Source organism: Hydrogenophaga taeniospiralis, from assembly GCF_020510445.1.
Lineage (GTDB): Bacteria > Pseudomonadota > Gammaproteobacteria > Burkholderiales > Burkholderiaceae_C > Hydrogenophaga.
Window position 1 is genome coordinate 124,424 of record NZ_JAHBAG010000001.1, and the last position, 14,928, is coordinate 139,351.

The following is a 14,928-nucleotide window of genomic DNA, read 5'->3' on the forward strand; positions in this document are numbered from 1 at the left end:
AAAATCGACGAAGCGCGCGGTGCCGACCCAGGCCACCGCGGAACCGGCTCTGCCGGGCCGCCAGCGGCGCTCCCTTGAGGGGGACGCGCGCAGCGCGACGGGGTGATCACGGACTGCGGCGCGGGGGTGTTTCATGTCACACAAGCTCTATCGCCATCGCCGTCGCCTCACCGCCGCCGATGCACAAGGTGGCCACGCCCTTCTTGCCGCCGTGCGCCTTCAGCGCGTGCAGCAGCGTAACCACGATGCGGGCGCCGGAGGCGCCGATGGGGTGGCCCAGGGCGCAGGCGCCGCCGTTGACGTTGACCTTCTCGTGCGGGATGGACAGCTCGGTCATCAGCGCCATGGGCACGACGGCAAAGGCTTCGTTGATCTCCCACAGGTCCACCTCGCCCACGGCCCAGCCGGTCTTGGCCAGCAGTTTCTGCGTGGCGCCCACAGGGGCGGTGGCGAACCAGTTGGGTTCTTGCGCGTGGGTGGCGTGCGCCACGATGCGCGCCAGCGGCTTGCAGCCCAGCCGGGTGGCGGTGGACTGGCGCATCAGCACCAGCGCGGCCGCGCCGTCGTTGATGGACGAGCTGCTGGCGGCGGTGATGGTGCCGTCTTTCTTGAACGCGGGTTTGAGGCTGGTGAGCTTGTCGAGCTTGACCCGGCCCGGGCCTTCGTCGATGCCGACCACGCGCTCGCCGCTGCGGTCTTTCACCGTGACGGCCGCGATCTCGGTGGCGAAGGCGCCGTTCTCGATCGCGGCCTTGGCGCGCGTGACCGAGGCAATGGCGAACGCATCCTGCTGCTCGCGCGTGAAGCTGTATTTGGCGGCGCAGTCTTCGCCGAAGGTGCCCATGGAACGGCCGGGTTCGTAGGCGTCTTCCAGGCCGTCGAGCATCATGTGGTCGTAGATCTTGTCGTGGCCCATGCGGTAGCCGCCGCGGCCCTTGAGCATGAGGTAGGGCGCGTTGGTCATGCTCTCCATGCCGCCCGAGACCATCACGGTGGCGCTGCCGGCCAGCAGCATGTCGTGCGCGAGCATGGTGGCCTTCATGCCCGAGCCGCACATCTTGGACAGCGTCACCGCGCCGGCCGAGAGTGGCAGCCCGCCCTTGAGCGCGGCCTGGCGCGCGGGCGCCTGGCCCTGGCCGGCCATCAGGCAGTTGCCGAACAGCACCTCGTCGACCAGCGCGGCGTCCACCCCGGCGCGCGCCACGGCGGCCTTGATGGCCACGCCGCCGAGGTCGTGCGCGGCGAGGCTGGCGAAATCGCTCTGGAAGCTGCCCATGGGGGTGCGGGCGGCGCCGACGATGACGACGGGATCGGGGTTGGTAGTGGTCATGAGAATCTCCTTTGAAAAGTCAATCGAGAAGTGCTTTGTCGGCCTGGATGTGAAAGCGCCGGTCGCGCTCGTAGGGGAACACGTCGTACACGTGGCCGGCGGCGATGCGTTCCTTGTGCGACTGCCAGAACGCCGCGTCGAGCAGGTCGGCGTGGTGTTTCATGAACACCTCGCGCACCTTCGGGTTGCCCAACAGGAAGGGGCCGAAGGTTTCGGGGAACACGTCGTGCCGGCCCACCGAGTACCAGATCTCGCCCGACATCTCGTCTTCCTCGTGGCGCGGCGCGGGCACGCGGCGGAAGTTGCAGTCGGTGATGTATTCGATCTCGTCGTAGTCGTAGAACACCACCTTGCCGTGGCGCGTGATGCCAAAGTTCTTCCACAGCATGTCGCCGGGGAAGATGTTGGCGGCCACCAGGTCCTTGATGGCGTTGCCGTACTCCACCACCGCGCGCTCCAGCTGGGCGTGCGCGAACGGATCGTCGGCCCGGGCCTGCAGCGCATCGAACGCCTCCTGCAGATAGATGTTGAGCGGAATCATGCGGCGCTCGATGTAGACGTGCTTGACGACCACCTCGATGTCCCCGTCCCCGTTGCGGTCGCTGATCTCCAGCTGGCTGGGCGCGAACTTCTGGATCTCGGCGATCAGTTCGTCGGTGAAACGCTCGCGCGGGAAACCCACCTCGGAGAACTCCAGCGTGTCGGCCATGCGGCCCACGCGGTCGTGCTGCTTGACCAGCAGGTACTTGTCGCGGATCTGCTCGCGCGTGGTGTCCTTCTGCGGCGGGTAAAAGTCCTTGATGACCTTGAACACGAACGGAAAACTCGGCAGATCGAACACCAGCATCACCATGCCCTTGATGCCAGGCGCGATGCGGAACTTGTCGGTGGAATGCCGCATGTGGAACAGGAAGTCGCGGTAGAACAGCGTCTTGCCCTGCTTGGCCAGGCCGAGCGCGTTGTAGAACTCGGCGCGCGGCTTGCGCGGCATCATGCTGCGCAGGAACTGCACGTAGGCGCTGGGGATTTCCATGTCCACCATGAAATACGCCCGAGCGAAGCTGAAGAGGATCAGCAGGTCGTCTTCACCGAACAGCGCCGCGTCCACCACCAGCTGGCCCTGCTCGTTGTGCAGGATGGGCAGGGCGAACGGCACTTCCTGGAAGCCGTTGATGATCTTGCCGACCACGTAGGCGCCCTTGTTGCGGAAGAACAGGCCCGAGAGCACCTGGAACTGGAAATTGGCGCGCAGCTTCACGTGGTCGAAGTGCGGCTTCATGGCTTCGAGCACCAGATGGGCGTCGCGCGCGAGGTCTTCGAACGGCACGCGCAGGTCGAAGTCCGCGATCATGCGCAGCACCTCGGCCTCCATGTTGTCGGCGGTCGGGTAATAGCAGCGGTAGGTGGGCAGGGCCCGCGGTTCGTCGTTCTCGATGTACTCGGTGGACACGGCCGGGCGCACGAAGATGAAGTCGTTCTGGAAATACGCGCGCTGCAGGATCTTGGTGCAGACCGAGTTGAAAAAAGTCTCGGCCAGCTCGGGCTGGTGGTGGTTCACCAGCAGGCCGATGTAGTGCAGCTTGACCTGTTCCCACACGTCCATGGTCCGTTCGTCGGCCTTGAACTCCTTGTGCAGCCGCATCACGCATTCGTTCACGCGCAGGTCGTAGAACTCGATGCGCTCGCGCTGCGCGCGCTGCTGACCGCGCCAGTCGCGCGTCTCGAAGCGGTGTTTGGCGCGGGCCGACTCGGTGCGGAACAGCCGGTAGTGCCGATTGAAGCCATCCATCATCGCCTTGGCGATGTCGTAGGCCACCGTGGAATCGAGTCGCTGGGGGAACATGCCGGTCCTTGTGTCGGCAAGCTCAGGCGGCCGTGTCCCGGCGCTTGGCGGCCACGCCCGCCAGGGCGGCCTGGTAGATGGATTCCAGCCCCCCGGCGCCGTCCACCGTCATCAGCATGTCGCGCAGCAGGCCGTCGCTCAGGGCGTAGACCCAGGCGTGCAGCGTGAGCGCCTGGCCGCGCGCCCAGGCGTCCTGCACCACGGTGGTCTGGGCCACGTTCATCACCTGCTCGATGGCGTTGAGCTCGCACAGCACCTCGACCCGGAAGTCCTCGGGCGTGGCCGCGATGAGCGCGGCGTGGCGGTCGCGCACGTCCTTGATGTGGCGCAGCCAGTTGTCGGCCAGGCCCACGCGGGTGTCGTTCAGCGCGGCCTTCACGCCGCCGCAACCGTAGTGGCCCACCACCATCAGGTGTTTCACCTGCAACTGGTCCACCGCGAACTGGATGGTGGACAGACAGTTCAGATCGGTGGGCACCACCACGTTGGCCACATTGCGGTGCACGAACACCTCGCCCGGGGCCAGGCCGGTGATCTGGTTGGCCGGCACGCGGCTGTCGGAACAGCCGATCCACATGTACTGTGGGCTTTGCTGGGCCAGCAGATCGGTGAAGAAGGTGGGCTTCTCGCGAACCATGGCCGCAGCCCATTCGCGGTTGTGGTCAAACAGGTCTTGCAGCGTTGAACTCATGGGGCATCCGGTGGGGGTGGAACAGCGTGGCCATTGTCGGGCAAGGCCGTTTCACCCGGTGTTTCAGCAGGTCTCGGCAAACAGCTCGCGCCCGATCAGCATGCGACGGATTTCACTGGTGCCGGCGCCGATCTCGTACAGCTTGGCGTCCCGCCACAAACGGCCCAGCGGGTACTCGTTGATGTAGCCGTTGCCGCCGTAGATCTGCACGCCCTCGCCCGCCATCCAGGTCGCCTTCTCGGCCGTCCAGAGGATGACCGAGGCGCAGTCCTTGCGCACCTGGCGCACGTGGTCGGTGCCCAGCAGGTCGAGGTTCTTGGCCACGGTGTAGGCGAAGCTGCGCGCAGCCTGCAGCACGGTGTACATGTCGGCCACCTTGCCCTGGATCAGCTGGAACTCGCCGATGCTCTGGCCGAATTGCTTGCGGTCGTGGATGTAGGGGATCACGTTGTCCATGACCGACTGCATGATGCCCAGCGGACCACCGGTGAGCACGGCGCGCTCGTAGTCCAGCCCGCTCATCAGCACCTTGGCGCCCATGTTGAGGCCGCCCAGGATGTTCTGTGCCGGCACCTCGACGTTCTGGAACACCAGCTCGCCGGTGTGGCTGCCGCGCATGCCCAGCTTGTCGAGCTTCTGTGCGATGGAGAAACCGGACATGCCCTTCTCGATCAGGAACGCCGTCACGCCGCGCGCGCCCATCTCGGGCTCGCTCTTGGCGTAGACCACCAGGGTGTCGGCGTCGGGGCCGTTGGTGATCCACATCTTGTTGCCGTTGAGCAGGTAATAACCGCCCTTGTCTTCAGCCTTCAGCTTCATGCTGATCACGTCGGAACCGGCACCGGGTTCGCTCATGGCGAGCGCGCCCACGTGTTCGCCGCTGATCAGCTTGGGCAGGTATTTGGCCTTCTGCTCGGGCGTGCCGTTGCGGTTGATCTGGTTCACGCACAGGTTGCTGTGCGCGCCGTAAGAGAGGCCCACCGAAGCGCTGGCGCGGCTGATCTCTTCCATCGCCACCATGTGGGCGAGGTAGCCCATGTTGGCGCCGCCGTACTGCTCGGGCACGGTGATGCCGAGCACGCCCAGCTCGCCCATCTTGCGCCAGCAGTCCATGGGGAACTGGTCGCTCTTGTCGATCTCGGCCGCACGGGGCGCGATCTCGGCCTGCGCGAATTCGCGCACCGCGTCGCGCAGGGCGTCGATGTCTTCACCGAGTTGGAAATTGAGGCCGGGCAGGTTGTTCATGGAGGGTCTCCTGAGGGGGTTTGGGGGTTCACGCCCTCTCCCTCTGGGAGAGGGTTGGGGTGAGGGCTTGGGAGGTCACGAATATCAGTAGGTCTTGGGCACCGGCACCAGTGTCTGCTGCATCACCGCGCAGTCCGAGCGCCGGCCGTCCGCCGCCACGTGCACCACCTCGGCGGCGGTCACGATGATGCGTTTGCCGGCCTTGGTGACGCGGCCCGTGGCCTGCAGCTCACCGCCCTGGAAGGCCGCGAGGAAGTTGATCTTGTATTCCACCGTCGTGACCTCCATGCCCTCGGGTGCCACGGTCAGGGCCGCGTAGCCCCCGGCGATGTCGGCCAGCGCGCCCATGGCGCCGCCGTGAAAGCCGCCCTGCTGCTGCGTCACACGGTCCGAATACGGCAGCCCCAGCGTGACCGTGCCCGGCGCAACGACCAGCAGGCGCACGCCCAGTTGCACCATCATGCCCTGGCGCTCCAGGCTGGCCTGCACGCGCTGGCGCAGGGCCTCGTGATCGGGGGTGGGGGGTGTCATGTCGGGTTGGCTTTTTGATTTACGTTTACGTAAACGTCAATTATGACCGAATGTCGATCCCACCGAAAAGCCCCCGAGGGGCAACCTCAGGCCGCGACCAGCCTTGAGAGCAGCAGGCGCGTGGCCTTCTCATACGGCGCGACAGCCTCGCCCCGGGCCATGGCCAGCGCCGCGCGGTCGAACATGGCCGACAGCAATACCGCCAGTTCACGCAACGGCAGCCCAGCGCCCGCCGCCGGCAGCGCCTGCCGCAGACCTTCCTGCAGGGCCTGGAAACCGGCCAGATCGCTCAGCGCCATCACCCGATCGGCCGTGAGCACGGCGGGCACCTCCAGCAGCAGCAGGCGGGCCCGGCCACGGCCAGCCATGGCCGCGAAATAGGCCTGAGCGCCGGCCATCAAGGCCTCCACCGGGTCGGTGTGCCCGGCGGTCTGGCGGGCGATCTCGTCCGCCACCTCCTGCGCCACCTGCCGCGCCACGGCCTCGAACAGCTCGGCCTTGTCGGTGAAGTGGTGGTAGAGCGCGCCGCGCGTCAGCTTCGCCGTCGCCACGATCTCGGGCGTGCCGGTGCCGGCGTAGCCGCGCTCCTCGAACAGCCCCCGCGCGGCCAACATCAGCGCGGCCCGCGTGGTTTCGGTGCGTTCTTCTTGCGATCGACGGTTCATGGCGGTCATTTCATACGTGCAGTCTGTATGTTATATTGAAATTACATACAGACTGTATGTCACTTTCACACCGGAGCCCTGCCATGAAATCGACGCAGTACTACCCCGTTCTCATGACCGACCGCGTGGCCGAGACCGCCCGCTTCTACGAAACGCATTTCCGCTTCATCCGCCAGTTCGACAGCAACTGGTACGTCCACCTGCAGTCCGCCGAAGACGCATCGGTCAACCTGGCCGTCCTCGACCGCGACCACGCCACCATCCCCGTGGTGGCGCGCGGCCAGCAGGCCAGCGGCCTGCTGCTCAACTTCGAGGTGGATGATGTGGACGCCGAATACCAGCGCGCCGTCGCGCAGGGCCTGCCCATGCTGCTGGCGCTGCGCGACGAGGACTTCGGCCAGCGCCACTTCATCGTGCAGGACCCGAATGGCGTGATGATCGACGTCATCCAGCCGATCCCGCCGAGCGAAGACTTCCTGCGCCAGTACGCCGAAGGGGCGGCCACAGGCGGCGCCGCTTGAGGCGGCCGCCCCTTCAGGCAGCGCGCGCGAGATACACCAGCACCAGGCCCACCGCCGCCGGCAAGGCCTGCACAAAGAGAATCTTGCGGCTGGCGGTGACCGCGCCGTACAGGCCGGCCACCAGCACGCAGCCCAGGAAGAACACCTTCACCCCGAAACCATCGGGACCCAGCAGCAGCCCCCAGACCAGGCCCGCGGCCAGGAAGCCGTTGTACAGCCCCTGGTTGGCCGCCAGCACCTTGGTGAGCGCGGCCTTCTCCGGCGTGTTGCCGAAGGCCTTCAGACCGGCCGGCTTGTCCCACAGGAACATTTCCAGCACCAGGAAGTAGATGTGCAAGAGCGCGACAAGACCGATGACGATGCTGGCAATGAGTGACATGGAAAGTCCTGCAAAAAGGGGGGCCGCCATCGTAGCAGCGCTGCCCGCGCGTCAGACCGGCTGGCCGGGCTTGAGCGTCTTTTCCACCTTCGCCAGCAGCGCCCGCGCCTCTTTTTCGTGCACCTTCACCTCGTCGAGGTTGGCCACCAGATCGGCCATCTGCTCTTCGAGCTGGCGCTTGTGGTCGGCCAGCACGGTGAGGAACTTGCGCAGCTGCGGCCCGGTGTCGCGCGGGCTGTCGTACATGTCGATGATCTCTTTGGCCTCGGTCAACGACAGCCCCAGGCGCTTGGCGCGCAGTGTGAGCTTCAGGCGGGTGCGGTCGCGCGCGCTGTAGACGCGGTTGCGCCCGCCCGGGCCTTCGCGCTGCGGTTGCAGCAGGCCCATGTCTTCGTAAAAGCGGATCGCGCGCGTGGTCAGGTCGAACTCGCGGGCCAGATCGCTGATGGTGTAGGTCGGGTTGCTCGCCATGGAAGGGTGGGGTCTTGTCGACTGGCGGACACCGGATCGGGACCCCGCTCCGTAGAATGCCCAGCATATTGACGTTTACGTCAACGTCAGTCGACGGCATCTTAACGGAATCCACACCGCATGAATCCCCCCACCCGAGAGCAGCTCGAAGCCCGCCTGCACTACCCGCTGGGCGACGTGCTGCCCGAAGCCGGCCACACGCTCTCCGTGGCGCCCGGCGTGAAGTGGATCCGCATGGCGCTGCCGTTTGCGCTGGACCACATCAACCTCTGGCTGCTGCGCGACGCGCTGGACGGCCGCGAGGGCTGGACGGTGGTGGACTGCTGCATCACGCACGAGCGCTCGAAAGCGCAGTGGGAGCAGATCTTCGCGAACGAGCTCGACGGCCTGCCCATCCTGCGCGTGATCGTCACCCACATGCACCCGGACCACATCGGGCTGGCGCACTGGCTGTGTGAAAAATGGTCGTGCATGTTGTGGATCAGTGCCACCGACTACAACTCGGCGCGCATCGGCTCGCAGAGCACCACCGGTTTCGGCGGCGCGAGCGCGGCGGACTTTTTCGCGTCGCACGGTCTGACCGACCCCGACAGCCTGGAGAAAATCCGGGGCCGGGCGAGCTACTACCCCAGCATGGTGCCGGCCGTTCCCCCGAGCCACCGCCGCCTGATGGACGGACAGACCGTGTCCATCGGCGGGCGCGCCTGGCGCTGCATCAGCGGCCACGGCCACGCGCCGGAGCACATCGCGCTGTATGGCGACGAGCTGCGGCTGCTCATCAGCGGCGACATGGTGCTGCCGCGCATCAGCACCAACGTGAGCGTGTACGACGTGGAACCCGAGAGCGACCCGCTGCTGCTGTTTCTCGAGTCGCTCGACAAATACCTGCCACTGCCCGAGGCCACGCTGGTGCTGCCCTCGCACGGCAAGCCCTTCACCGGGCTGCACGAACGCATCCAGCAGCTGAAAGACCACCACGCCGAACGCCTGGCCGAGCTGCTCGACGCCTGCCGCGCCGGCCCCATCAGCGGCGCGGACGCGATTCCCGTGCTGTTCCAGCGCGAGCTGGACCTGCACCAGACCACCTTCGCCATGGGCGAAGCGGTGGCGCATCTGCACCGGCTGTGGTTTGCCGGACAGGTGCGGCGGGAGCGCGATGCGGAAGGGATATACCGCTTCAGAGCGGTCTGAAAAAAGGGGTTTCGCCGGGCCGTCCCAAGGCGAAACGCACCCCCGCGGGGGGCAGCGACCCGCGCAGCGGCGGAGCCTCGGGTTCCCGCCAACGGCGGGAGCACGCTCGGGGGCCTTATTCCCCGAGCGGCACCGCCGCCCGCTTGAGCGCTTTCCGGCGCTCGATGTGGTCGGGCATAACGCTGGCCACCACGTCCCAGAACTGCGGGCTGTGGTCCATGTGGCGCAGGTGGCTGAGCTCGTGCACCACCACGTAGTCCACCATGTCCATGCGCAGGTGGATCAAGCGCCAGTTCAGGCGGATGGTGCCGTCGGCGCTGGCGCTGCCCCAGCGCGTGCCGGCGCTGGACAGGCGCAGCTTCTCGTAGCGCACACCGAGCTGCGGCGCGAACAGGTCGAGCCGCTCGGCGAACACGCGCTTGGCCTGGCGCATCAGCCAGGCCTGGGCCGCATCGCGGATCTGCGCTTCGCTGGCGTTGCCCGCCAGCCCCAGGCGCAGCGTGCCCGGCCCATCGGCGGCGGGCTCCAACACCGCCCCCACCTGCGCGAAGCCGTGCGCGGGATCCAGCATCAACCGCAAGCGCTGGCCCAGAAAGTCCAGCTCGGCGCCATCGGCCCAGACCGTGCGCGAGCGCTCCAGCTCACCCGCGCGCTCGCGGGCCCGGCGCAGTTTTTCCAGCACCCAGCCGGCCTTGTCGTGCAGCAGCGCCTCGACCTCGCCCACCGGCGTCCAGCGCGGCGCGCTCACGCTCAGGCCGTCGGGCCCCACCGACAGCCCGATGGTGCGGCGCTTGCCGCGCTTGAATTCGTAGGCCACCTCGCAGCTGTCCAGCCGCAGCAGCCGGTTGGCGCGCGGGTGGTGCCAGGTGCCGGGCTGGAACACCTGGTTCAGCGGCTCGGCGGGGGGCGCATCGGGCCGAGGCCTCGCCACGGGCGCGGGTGGCCTGGGCTGCGGCACGGGCTCAGGCCCGGTCAGAAAATCCAGCGCCAGCTGAACAAAGCGCTGCATGGACTCAGACCCACCCCGAGCGAAGCGCCCCAACCCAGAACACCGCGAAACCGGCTTTGCCGGGCCACTCGCATCGCCCCCTTGAGGGGGTGACGCGCTGCAAGCGCGGCGCGGGTGTGGGCTCGTCCAGCGCGGAGGGGGTGGTCACGTATACGCCTCCGGGTCAAGGCGCCGCATTTCGGCCTCGATCCAGTTCTCCACCTCCAGCATCAGCTCGTCGGGCTTTCGGCCCTGGCTGGGAATCGGTTTTCCGATGGAGAACTCCACCACGCCGGGCTTCTTGATGAAGGCCTTGCGCGGCCAGCATTTGGCCGAGGTCACGGCCACCGGGATCACCGGCGCCCCGGTGCGGATCGCGAGCCGGGTGCCGCCGCTCTTGTACGTGCCCTTCTGCCCGCGTTCAATCCGCGTGCCCTCGGGAAACATGATCACCCAGGTGCCCTGGTCCAGCAAACGCTGCCCCTGCTGCACCACCTTGGCGAAAGCGCGCGCGCCGTCGGCGCGGTCGATGTGGATCATGTCCATGCGCGCCATGGCCCAGCCGAAAAACGGCACCTTCAGCAGTTCCTTCTTGAAGACAAAGGCCAGCGGGTGCGGCATCAGCGCGGCCATGCTGAAGGTCTCCCAGAGCGACTGGTGCTTGACCAGCAGCACCGCGGGCGCCGTGGCGCCCACCGGCAGGTTCTCGAACCCGATCACCCGGTTGTGGATGCCCAGGATCACCGTGCCGCCGTCCACCGCCAGCTTGAGCCAGCGCGCGCACATCCAGTAGATGCGCTCGGGCTTCATGAACGGCGCGGCCACCACCACCGCCAGCGCCCACGGGATCACGGTCACCACCATGAACAACAGGTGCAGAACGGCGCGCAGGAAGTTGATGACGATCATGGAGGGCAGTATGGGTCAGAAGCTGGGGTGTGGTGTTGATGGGGCGTGCGGGCCTGGTGAATGGCGCCCGGTCGCTCAGTCGGGTGCCACGGCATCCTGCGCCAGCAGCCAGTCGGCGAAGGCCGGCAGGTCGTCGTGCAGGTGGGTGCCGGGCGGCAGATCGGGGACCAGCACGGCCAGGTCGGCGTCGGCCCCCAGGCCGGTGCGTCCGCGCAGGTGCTCGGACTTGCCGGTCAGCAGCAGGTGGGTCGGGCAGCCGGCCGCCGCGGCCGCCTGCACATGGCGCACCGCGTTGCCCGCCGCCGGCACCTCGTGCAAGGGCACGCCAAAGCGGTCCCCAATCTGATCGAACAGGCCCGGCTCGGGTTTGCGGCAGTGGCAGGCGTCTTCCGGGGCGTGCGGGCAGAAGAACACCGCTTCCACGCGCGCGCCCACCGCCGCCAGCTGGCGGTGCATCTTGGCGTGGATGGCGTTGAGCGACGCCATGTCGAACAGGCCGCGGCCGATGCCCGACTGGTTGGTGGCCAGCACCACCCGCCAGCCCCCGTGGTTGAGCCGCGCCACGGCTTCGAGCGCGCCGGGCAGCGCCTCCCACTCCTCGGGCGACGCGACGTGGTCGTCGCGGCTGCGGTTGAGGGTGCCATCGCGGTCGAGGATGAGCAGTTTCATGCGGTGCTCCACACAGGTCAGGGCCGCCGCGCCGGGCCGCCCCAAGCAAGGCCGCGCACCCTCGGGGGGCAGCGACCCGCGCAGCGGTGGAGCGTGGGGGCCATCATGTTGCCAGGCGTGACAGATCGGCCACGCGGTTCATGGCCTCGTGCAGGCTTTTGAGCAGGCCCAGGCGGTTGGCCTTGAGCGCCGGGTCGTCGGCGTTGACCATCACGCCATCGAAGAAGGCGTCCACCGGCGCGCGCAACGCGGCCAGTGTCATCAGCGAGGCGGTGTAGTCGCCGTTGGCGAACTCGGCGTCGGCCGCCGGCACGGTGGCCTGCATGGCGGCGAACAAGTCCTTTTCGGCGGGCTCCACCAAGCGGGACGCCTGCACCGCCGCGCCCTCGCCTTCGGATTTCTTGAGGATGTTGCCGATGCGCTTGTTGGCCGCGGCCAGCGCGGCGGCAGCGGGCAGCGCGGCGAAGGCGCGCACGGCCTGCAGACGCTGGGCCACTTCGGCCAAGCGCTGCGGGCGCAGGGCCAACACGGCGTCGACTTCCTGGGCGCTGTAGCCTTGCTCGCGCAGGCTACCGGCGAGGCGGTCGTAGATGAAGTCGGAGAGAGCCTTTGAAGTGTCTGCAGGGAGCTCGAACATCTGACTCACTGAGGAATGCATCCTCGGAGACGAGCCCGCAGGCGAGCTGCTCTGGCTGATGACTACCCCTCTACCACTAAACAGCTTGTTGCTGATCACTCTCGCCTGTTCAACTAGCGAGTTCAACTCCAACAGCAAGTCCTTCTCGACCAGCATGCGGATCACCCCCAGCGCATGCCGCCGCAACGCAAACGGGTCCTTGTCGCCGGTCGGCAGGTTGCCGATGCCGAACATGCCGACCAGCGTCTCCAGCTTGTCGGCCAGCGCCACCACCACACCGGTCTGGGTGCGTGGCAGCTCGTCGCCGGCAAAGCGCGGCTTGTAGTGGTCTTCGATCGCGAAAGCGATGTCTTCGGAGAGGCCGTCGTGGCGCGCGTAGTAGCCGCCCATGATGCCCTGCAGCTCGGGGAACTCGCCCACCATGTCGGTCAGCAGGTCGGTCTTGGCCAATTGCGCGGCGGTGTCGGCGCTGGCGGCCAGCGTGGCGCCGCCCAGCTGCTCACCGATGGCGCGGGCGATCGCGCGCACGCGCTCCACGCGCTCGCCCTGCGTGCCCAGCTTGTTGTGGTAGACCACTTTGCCCAGGCCTTCAACGCGATCCTTCAGTGTCTTCTTGCGGTCCTGGTCGAAGAAGAACTTGGCGTCGGCCAGGCGTGGGCGCACCACGCGCTCGTTGCCGCCGATCACCGCGCTCGCATCGTCCGGGCTGATGTTGCTCACCACGAGGAACCGGTTGGTCAGCTTGCCGTGGGTGTCGACCAGCGGGAAGTACTTCTGGTTGGCCTTCATCGTGAGGATCAGGCATTCCTGCGGCACTTCCAGGAACTGCTCCTCGAAGCCGCAGGTGAGCACATTCGGCCGCTCGACCAGGGCGGTCACTTCGTCCAGCAGGGCCTCGTCCATCAGCACCTCGTAGCCCGGGCCCAGGCGTTCGGCCGCCTGCGCGAGCTGCTGCACGATGGCGAAGCGTCGGTCGTTGAAGCTGGCGATCACCGAGCCGTCGGTCAGCAGGGTCTGGGCGTAGCTGTCGGCATCGGCCAGCAGCACGGGCGACTTGGCCGCTTCGAAGCGGTGGCCCTGGGTGGCGTTGCCGGCCGTCAGGCCCAGCACCTTCACCGGTACCACGCTGCCGCCGTGCAGCGCCACCAGGCCGTGCGCCGGGCGCACGAAGTGCACGCTGCTCCAGCCGGGGAGTTCGCAATCGGTTTCGAGCTGGTAGCTCATGACCTTGGGGATGGGCAGCTTGGCAATGGCCTCGTCCAGCGCCTTCTGCAGGCCCACGGCCAGATCCACGCCGGGTTGCACGCTGTCAAAAAACAGCGCCTCGGCCTTGCCGTCGGGCGCGCGCTTCAAGCCGGCCACGGCCGAGGCGTCGGCGCCCAGCGCACCCAGGCGCTTGAGCAGCGCCGGCGTGGGCTGGCCGTTCGCGTCCAGGCCCACGCTCACCGGCATGAGCTTTTGCGACACGGCTTTGTCGGCGGCGCGCTCGGCCACGGCGGTCACGTGCGCGGCCAGGCGGCGCGGCGAGGCGAAGGGCGTCAAAGCCGAGTCGGCGGCGGTCAGGCCCTGGGCCTTGAGTTGTTCAAACAGCACGCCGGCAAAGGCGTCACCCAGCTTCTTGAGCGCCTTGGGCGGCAGCTCTTCCACAAACAGTTCGACGAGGAGGTTTTTTTGTTGACTCATGATGCTGATTCGTTGCGCATTCTGCGGGCACGCGGGCTCAGGCCTGGACCACCGCGGAACCGGCTCTGCCGGGCCGCTGGTGGCGCCCCCTGGAGGGGGAGGCGCTGAAAGCGCTTCGGGGGTGGGCCATGTCAGGCGGCTTTCTTGTCCATCTGCGCCACCCACTCGCGCGGCGCCATGGGAAAGCCCAGGCGCTCGCGGCTCTCGTAATAACTTTGTGCCACACCGCGCGCGAGGTTGCGGATGCGGCCGATGTAGGCGGCGCGCTCGGTCACGCTGATGGCACCACGAGCGTCCAGCAGGTTGAAGCTGTGGGCGCACTTCAGGACCTGCTCATAGGCCGGCAGCGCCAGCTGCTGCTCCATCAGGTGCTTGGCGTTGCCTTCGTGCGCGGTGAACGCGGCGAACAGGAAGTCGGTGTTGCTGTGCTCGAAGTTGTAGGCCGACTGTTCCTTTTCGTTCTGCAGGTACACGTCGCCGTAGCTGAGCCTGGCGCCATCGGCCCCGTCGGTCCACACCAGGTCGTAGACGTTGTCCACGCCCTGCAGGTACATGGCCAGGCGCTCCAGGCCGTAGGTGATCTCGCCGGTGATGGGTTTGCAGTCGATGCCGCCGACCTGCTGGAAATAGGTGAACTGCGTGACCTCCATGCCGTTCAACCAGACCTCCCAGCCCAGGCCCCAGGCGCCGAGCGTGGGGTTCTCCCAGTCGTCTTCCACGAAGCGGATGTCGTTCTTCTTCAGGTCGAAGCCCAGGGCTTCGAGCGAGCCCAGGTACAGCTCCAGGATGTTGCTGGGAGCGGGTTTCAGCACCACCTGGTACTGGTAGTAGTGCTGCAGGCGGTTGGGGTTCTCGCCGTAGCGGCCATCTTTCGGGCGGCGGCTGGGCTGCACGTAGGCGGCCTTCCAGGGCTCGGGGCCGAGCGCGCGCAGGAAGGTGGCGGTGTGGCTGGTGCCGGCGCCGACCTCCATGTCGTAGGGCTGCAGCAGCGCGCAGCCCTGGGCGTCCCAGTAGGACTGCAGTTTCAGAATGATTTGCTGGAAGGTCAACATGGTCGGCATGCCCCGGCCTGGGGGCCGGGTCCGGAAAAGCGGGAACAAACGGGGCGGGATCGCCGGGCTGGCGGGCGGCCAACGGCCACGACCGGGCGCTCGCACAAGGGGCTGATTTTACGG

15 protein-coding genes are annotated in these 14,928 nt (G+C 67.3%); 2 read left to right on the plus strand and 13 right to left on the minus strand.

Annotated elements, in window-relative coordinates; genetic code table 11:
• Window positions 1–136: 136 nt before the first annotated feature.
• The 6 genes from KIH07_RS00535 to KIH07_RS00560 form a co-directional block, all read right to left on the minus strand.
• Window positions 137–1,330, minus strand: coding sequence for an acetyl-CoA C-acyltransferase (locus KIH07_RS00535; protein WP_226490111.1), 1,194 nt, complete (start codon window positions 1,328–1,330; stop codon window positions 137–139).
• 19 nt (window positions 1,331–1,349) lie between these two features.
• Window positions 1,350–3,173: a bifunctional isocitrate dehydrogenase kinase/phosphatase gene (gene aceK, locus KIH07_RS00540; protein ID WP_226490112.1), complete on the minus strand. Its 1,824-nt coding sequence runs from the start codon at window positions 3,171–3,173 to the stop codon at window positions 1,350–1,352.
• Window positions 3,174–3,195: 22 nt separating this feature from the next.
• Entirely contained in the window at window positions 3,196–3,864 is a 669-nt protein-coding gene (can, locus tag KIH07_RS00545; RefSeq protein ID WP_226490113.1) for a carbonate dehydratase, read from the minus strand.
• A 63-nt stretch (window positions 3,865–3,927) separates the two neighbouring features.
• Window positions 3,928–5,109, minus strand: a complete 1,182-nt coding sequence (locus KIH07_RS00550) for an isovaleryl-CoA dehydrogenase (RefSeq protein ID WP_226490114.1) — start codon at window positions 5,107–5,109, stop codon at window positions 3,928–3,930.
• An 84-nt stretch (window positions 5,110–5,193) separates the two neighbouring features.
• Window positions 5,194–5,640, minus strand: coding sequence for a PaaI family thioesterase (locus KIH07_RS00555; protein ID WP_226490115.1), 447 nt, complete (start codon window positions 5,638–5,640; stop codon window positions 5,194–5,196).
• Between the two features lie 86 nt (window positions 5,641–5,726).
• A complete protein-coding gene (locus KIH07_RS00560) occupies window positions 5,727–6,305 on the minus strand; it encodes a TetR/AcrR family transcriptional regulator (protein WP_226490116.1) in 579 nt (192 codons plus the stop codon).
• A gap of 83 nt (window positions 6,306–6,388) precedes the next feature.
• Here KIH07_RS00560 and KIH07_RS00565 point away from each other — a divergent pair, with 83 nt between their 5' ends.
• A complete protein-coding gene (locus KIH07_RS00565) occupies window positions 6,389–6,826 on the plus strand; it encodes a VOC family protein (protein ID WP_226490117.1) in 438 nt (145 codons plus the stop codon).
• Window positions 6,827–6,839: 13 nt separating this feature from the next.
• Here the strand turns inward: KIH07_RS00565 and KIH07_RS00570 are convergent, their stop codons facing one another.
• On the minus strand, window positions 6,840–7,205 hold the full coding sequence (locus KIH07_RS00570; RefSeq protein WP_226490118.1) for a DUF1304 domain-containing protein: 366 nt from the start codon (window positions 7,203–7,205) through the stop codon (window positions 6,840–6,842).
• A 51-nt stretch (window positions 7,206–7,256) separates the two neighbouring features.
• Window positions 7,257–7,676, minus strand: a complete 420-nt coding sequence (locus tag KIH07_RS00575) for a MerR family transcriptional regulator (RefSeq protein WP_226490119.1) — start codon at window positions 7,674–7,676, stop codon at window positions 7,257–7,259.
• A gap of 120 nt (window positions 7,677–7,796) precedes the next feature.
• Here KIH07_RS00575 and KIH07_RS00580 point away from each other — a divergent pair, with 120 nt between their 5' ends.
• Window positions 7,797–8,867: an MBL fold metallo-hydrolase gene (locus KIH07_RS00580; RefSeq protein WP_226490120.1), complete on the plus strand. Its 1,071-nt coding sequence runs from the start codon at window positions 7,797–7,799 to the stop codon at window positions 8,865–8,867.
• Window positions 8,868–8,982: 115 nt separating this feature from the next.
• Here KIH07_RS00580 and KIH07_RS00585 read toward each other — a convergent pair whose 3' ends face one another.
• The 5 genes from KIH07_RS00585 to glyQ form a co-directional block, all read right to left on the minus strand.
• A complete protein-coding gene (locus KIH07_RS00585) occupies window positions 8,983–9,876 on the minus strand; it encodes a M48 family metallopeptidase (protein WP_226490121.1) in 894 nt (297 codons plus the stop codon).
• 144 nt (window positions 9,877–10,020) lie between these two features.
• Window positions 10,021–10,764: a lysophospholipid acyltransferase family protein gene (locus KIH07_RS00590; RefSeq protein ID WP_264181777.1), complete on the minus strand. Its 744-nt coding sequence runs from the start codon at window positions 10,762–10,764 to the stop codon at window positions 10,021–10,023.
• A gap of 75 nt (window positions 10,765–10,839) precedes the next feature.
• Window positions 10,840–11,433: a D-glycero-beta-D-manno-heptose 1,7-bisphosphate 7-phosphatase gene (gene gmhB, locus KIH07_RS00595; protein WP_226490122.1), complete on the minus strand. Its 594-nt coding sequence runs from the start codon at window positions 11,431–11,433 to the stop codon at window positions 10,840–10,842.
• Window positions 11,434–11,536: 103 nt separating this feature from the next.
• Window positions 11,537–13,753: a glycine--tRNA ligase subunit beta gene (gene glyS / locus KIH07_RS00600; RefSeq protein ID WP_226490123.1), complete on the minus strand. Its 2,217-nt coding sequence runs from the start codon at window positions 13,751–13,753 to the stop codon at window positions 11,537–11,539.
• 131 nt (window positions 13,754–13,884) lie between these two features.
• Window positions 13,885–14,805, minus strand: coding sequence for a glycine--tRNA ligase subunit alpha (gene glyQ / locus KIH07_RS00605; RefSeq protein WP_226494599.1), 921 nt, complete (start codon window positions 14,803–14,805; stop codon window positions 13,885–13,887).
• Between the last annotated feature and the right edge of the window lie 123 nt (window positions 14,806–14,928).

Bases quoted from the DNA above. Each gene is read 5' to 3' on its own strand.
- KIH07_RS00535 (WP_226490111.1), bottom strand. From the start codon at position 1,330: ATGACCACTACCAACCCCGATCCCGTCGTCATCGTCGGCGCCGCCCGC.
- aceK (WP_226490112.1), bottom strand. From the start codon at position 3,173: ATGTTCCCCCAGCGACTCGATTCCACGGTGGCCTACGACATCGCCAAG.
- can (WP_226490113.1), bottom strand. From the start codon at position 3,864: ATGAGTTCAACGCTGCAAGACCTGTTTGACCACAACCGCGAATGGGCT.
- KIH07_RS00550 (WP_226490114.1), bottom strand. From the start codon at position 5,109: ATGAACAACCTGCCCGGCCTCAATTTCCAACTCGGTGAAGACATCGAC.
- KIH07_RS00555 (WP_226490115.1), bottom strand. From the start codon at position 5,640: ATGACACCCCCCACCCCCGATCACGAGGCCCTGCGCCAGCGCGTGCAG.
- KIH07_RS00560 (WP_226490116.1), bottom strand. From the start codon at position 6,305: ATGAACCGTCGATCGCAAGAAGAACGCACCGAAACCACGCGGGCCGCG.
- KIH07_RS00565 (WP_226490117.1), top strand. From the start codon at position 6,389: ATGAAATCGACGCAGTACTACCCCGTTCTCATGACCGACCGCGTGGCC.
- KIH07_RS00570 (WP_226490118.1), bottom strand. From the start codon at position 7,205: ATGTCACTCATTGCCAGCATCGTCATCGGTCTTGTCGCGCTCTTGCAC.
- KIH07_RS00575 (WP_226490119.1), bottom strand. From the start codon at position 7,676: ATGGCGAGCAACCCGACCTACACCATCAGCGATCTGGCCCGCGAGTTC.
- KIH07_RS00580 (WP_226490120.1), top strand. From the start codon at position 7,797: ATGAATCCCCCCACCCGAGAGCAGCTCGAAGCCCGCCTGCACTACCCG.
- KIH07_RS00585 (WP_226490121.1), bottom strand. From the start codon at position 9,876: ATGCAGCGCTTTGTTCAGCTGGCGCTGGATTTTCTGACCGGGCCTGAG.
- KIH07_RS00590 (WP_264181777.1), bottom strand. From the start codon at position 10,764: ATGATCGTCATCAACTTCCTGCGCGCCGTTCTGCACCTGTTGTTCATG.
- gmhB (WP_226490122.1), bottom strand. From the start codon at position 11,433: ATGAAACTGCTCATCCTCGACCGCGATGGCACCCTCAACCGCAGCCGC.
- glyS (WP_226490123.1), bottom strand. From the start codon at position 13,753: ATGAGTCAACAAAAAAACCTCCTCGTCGAACTGTTTGTGGAAGAGCTG.
- glyQ (WP_226494599.1), bottom strand. From the start codon at position 14,805: ATGTTGACCTTCCAGCAAATCATTCTGAAACTGCAGTCCTACTGGGAC.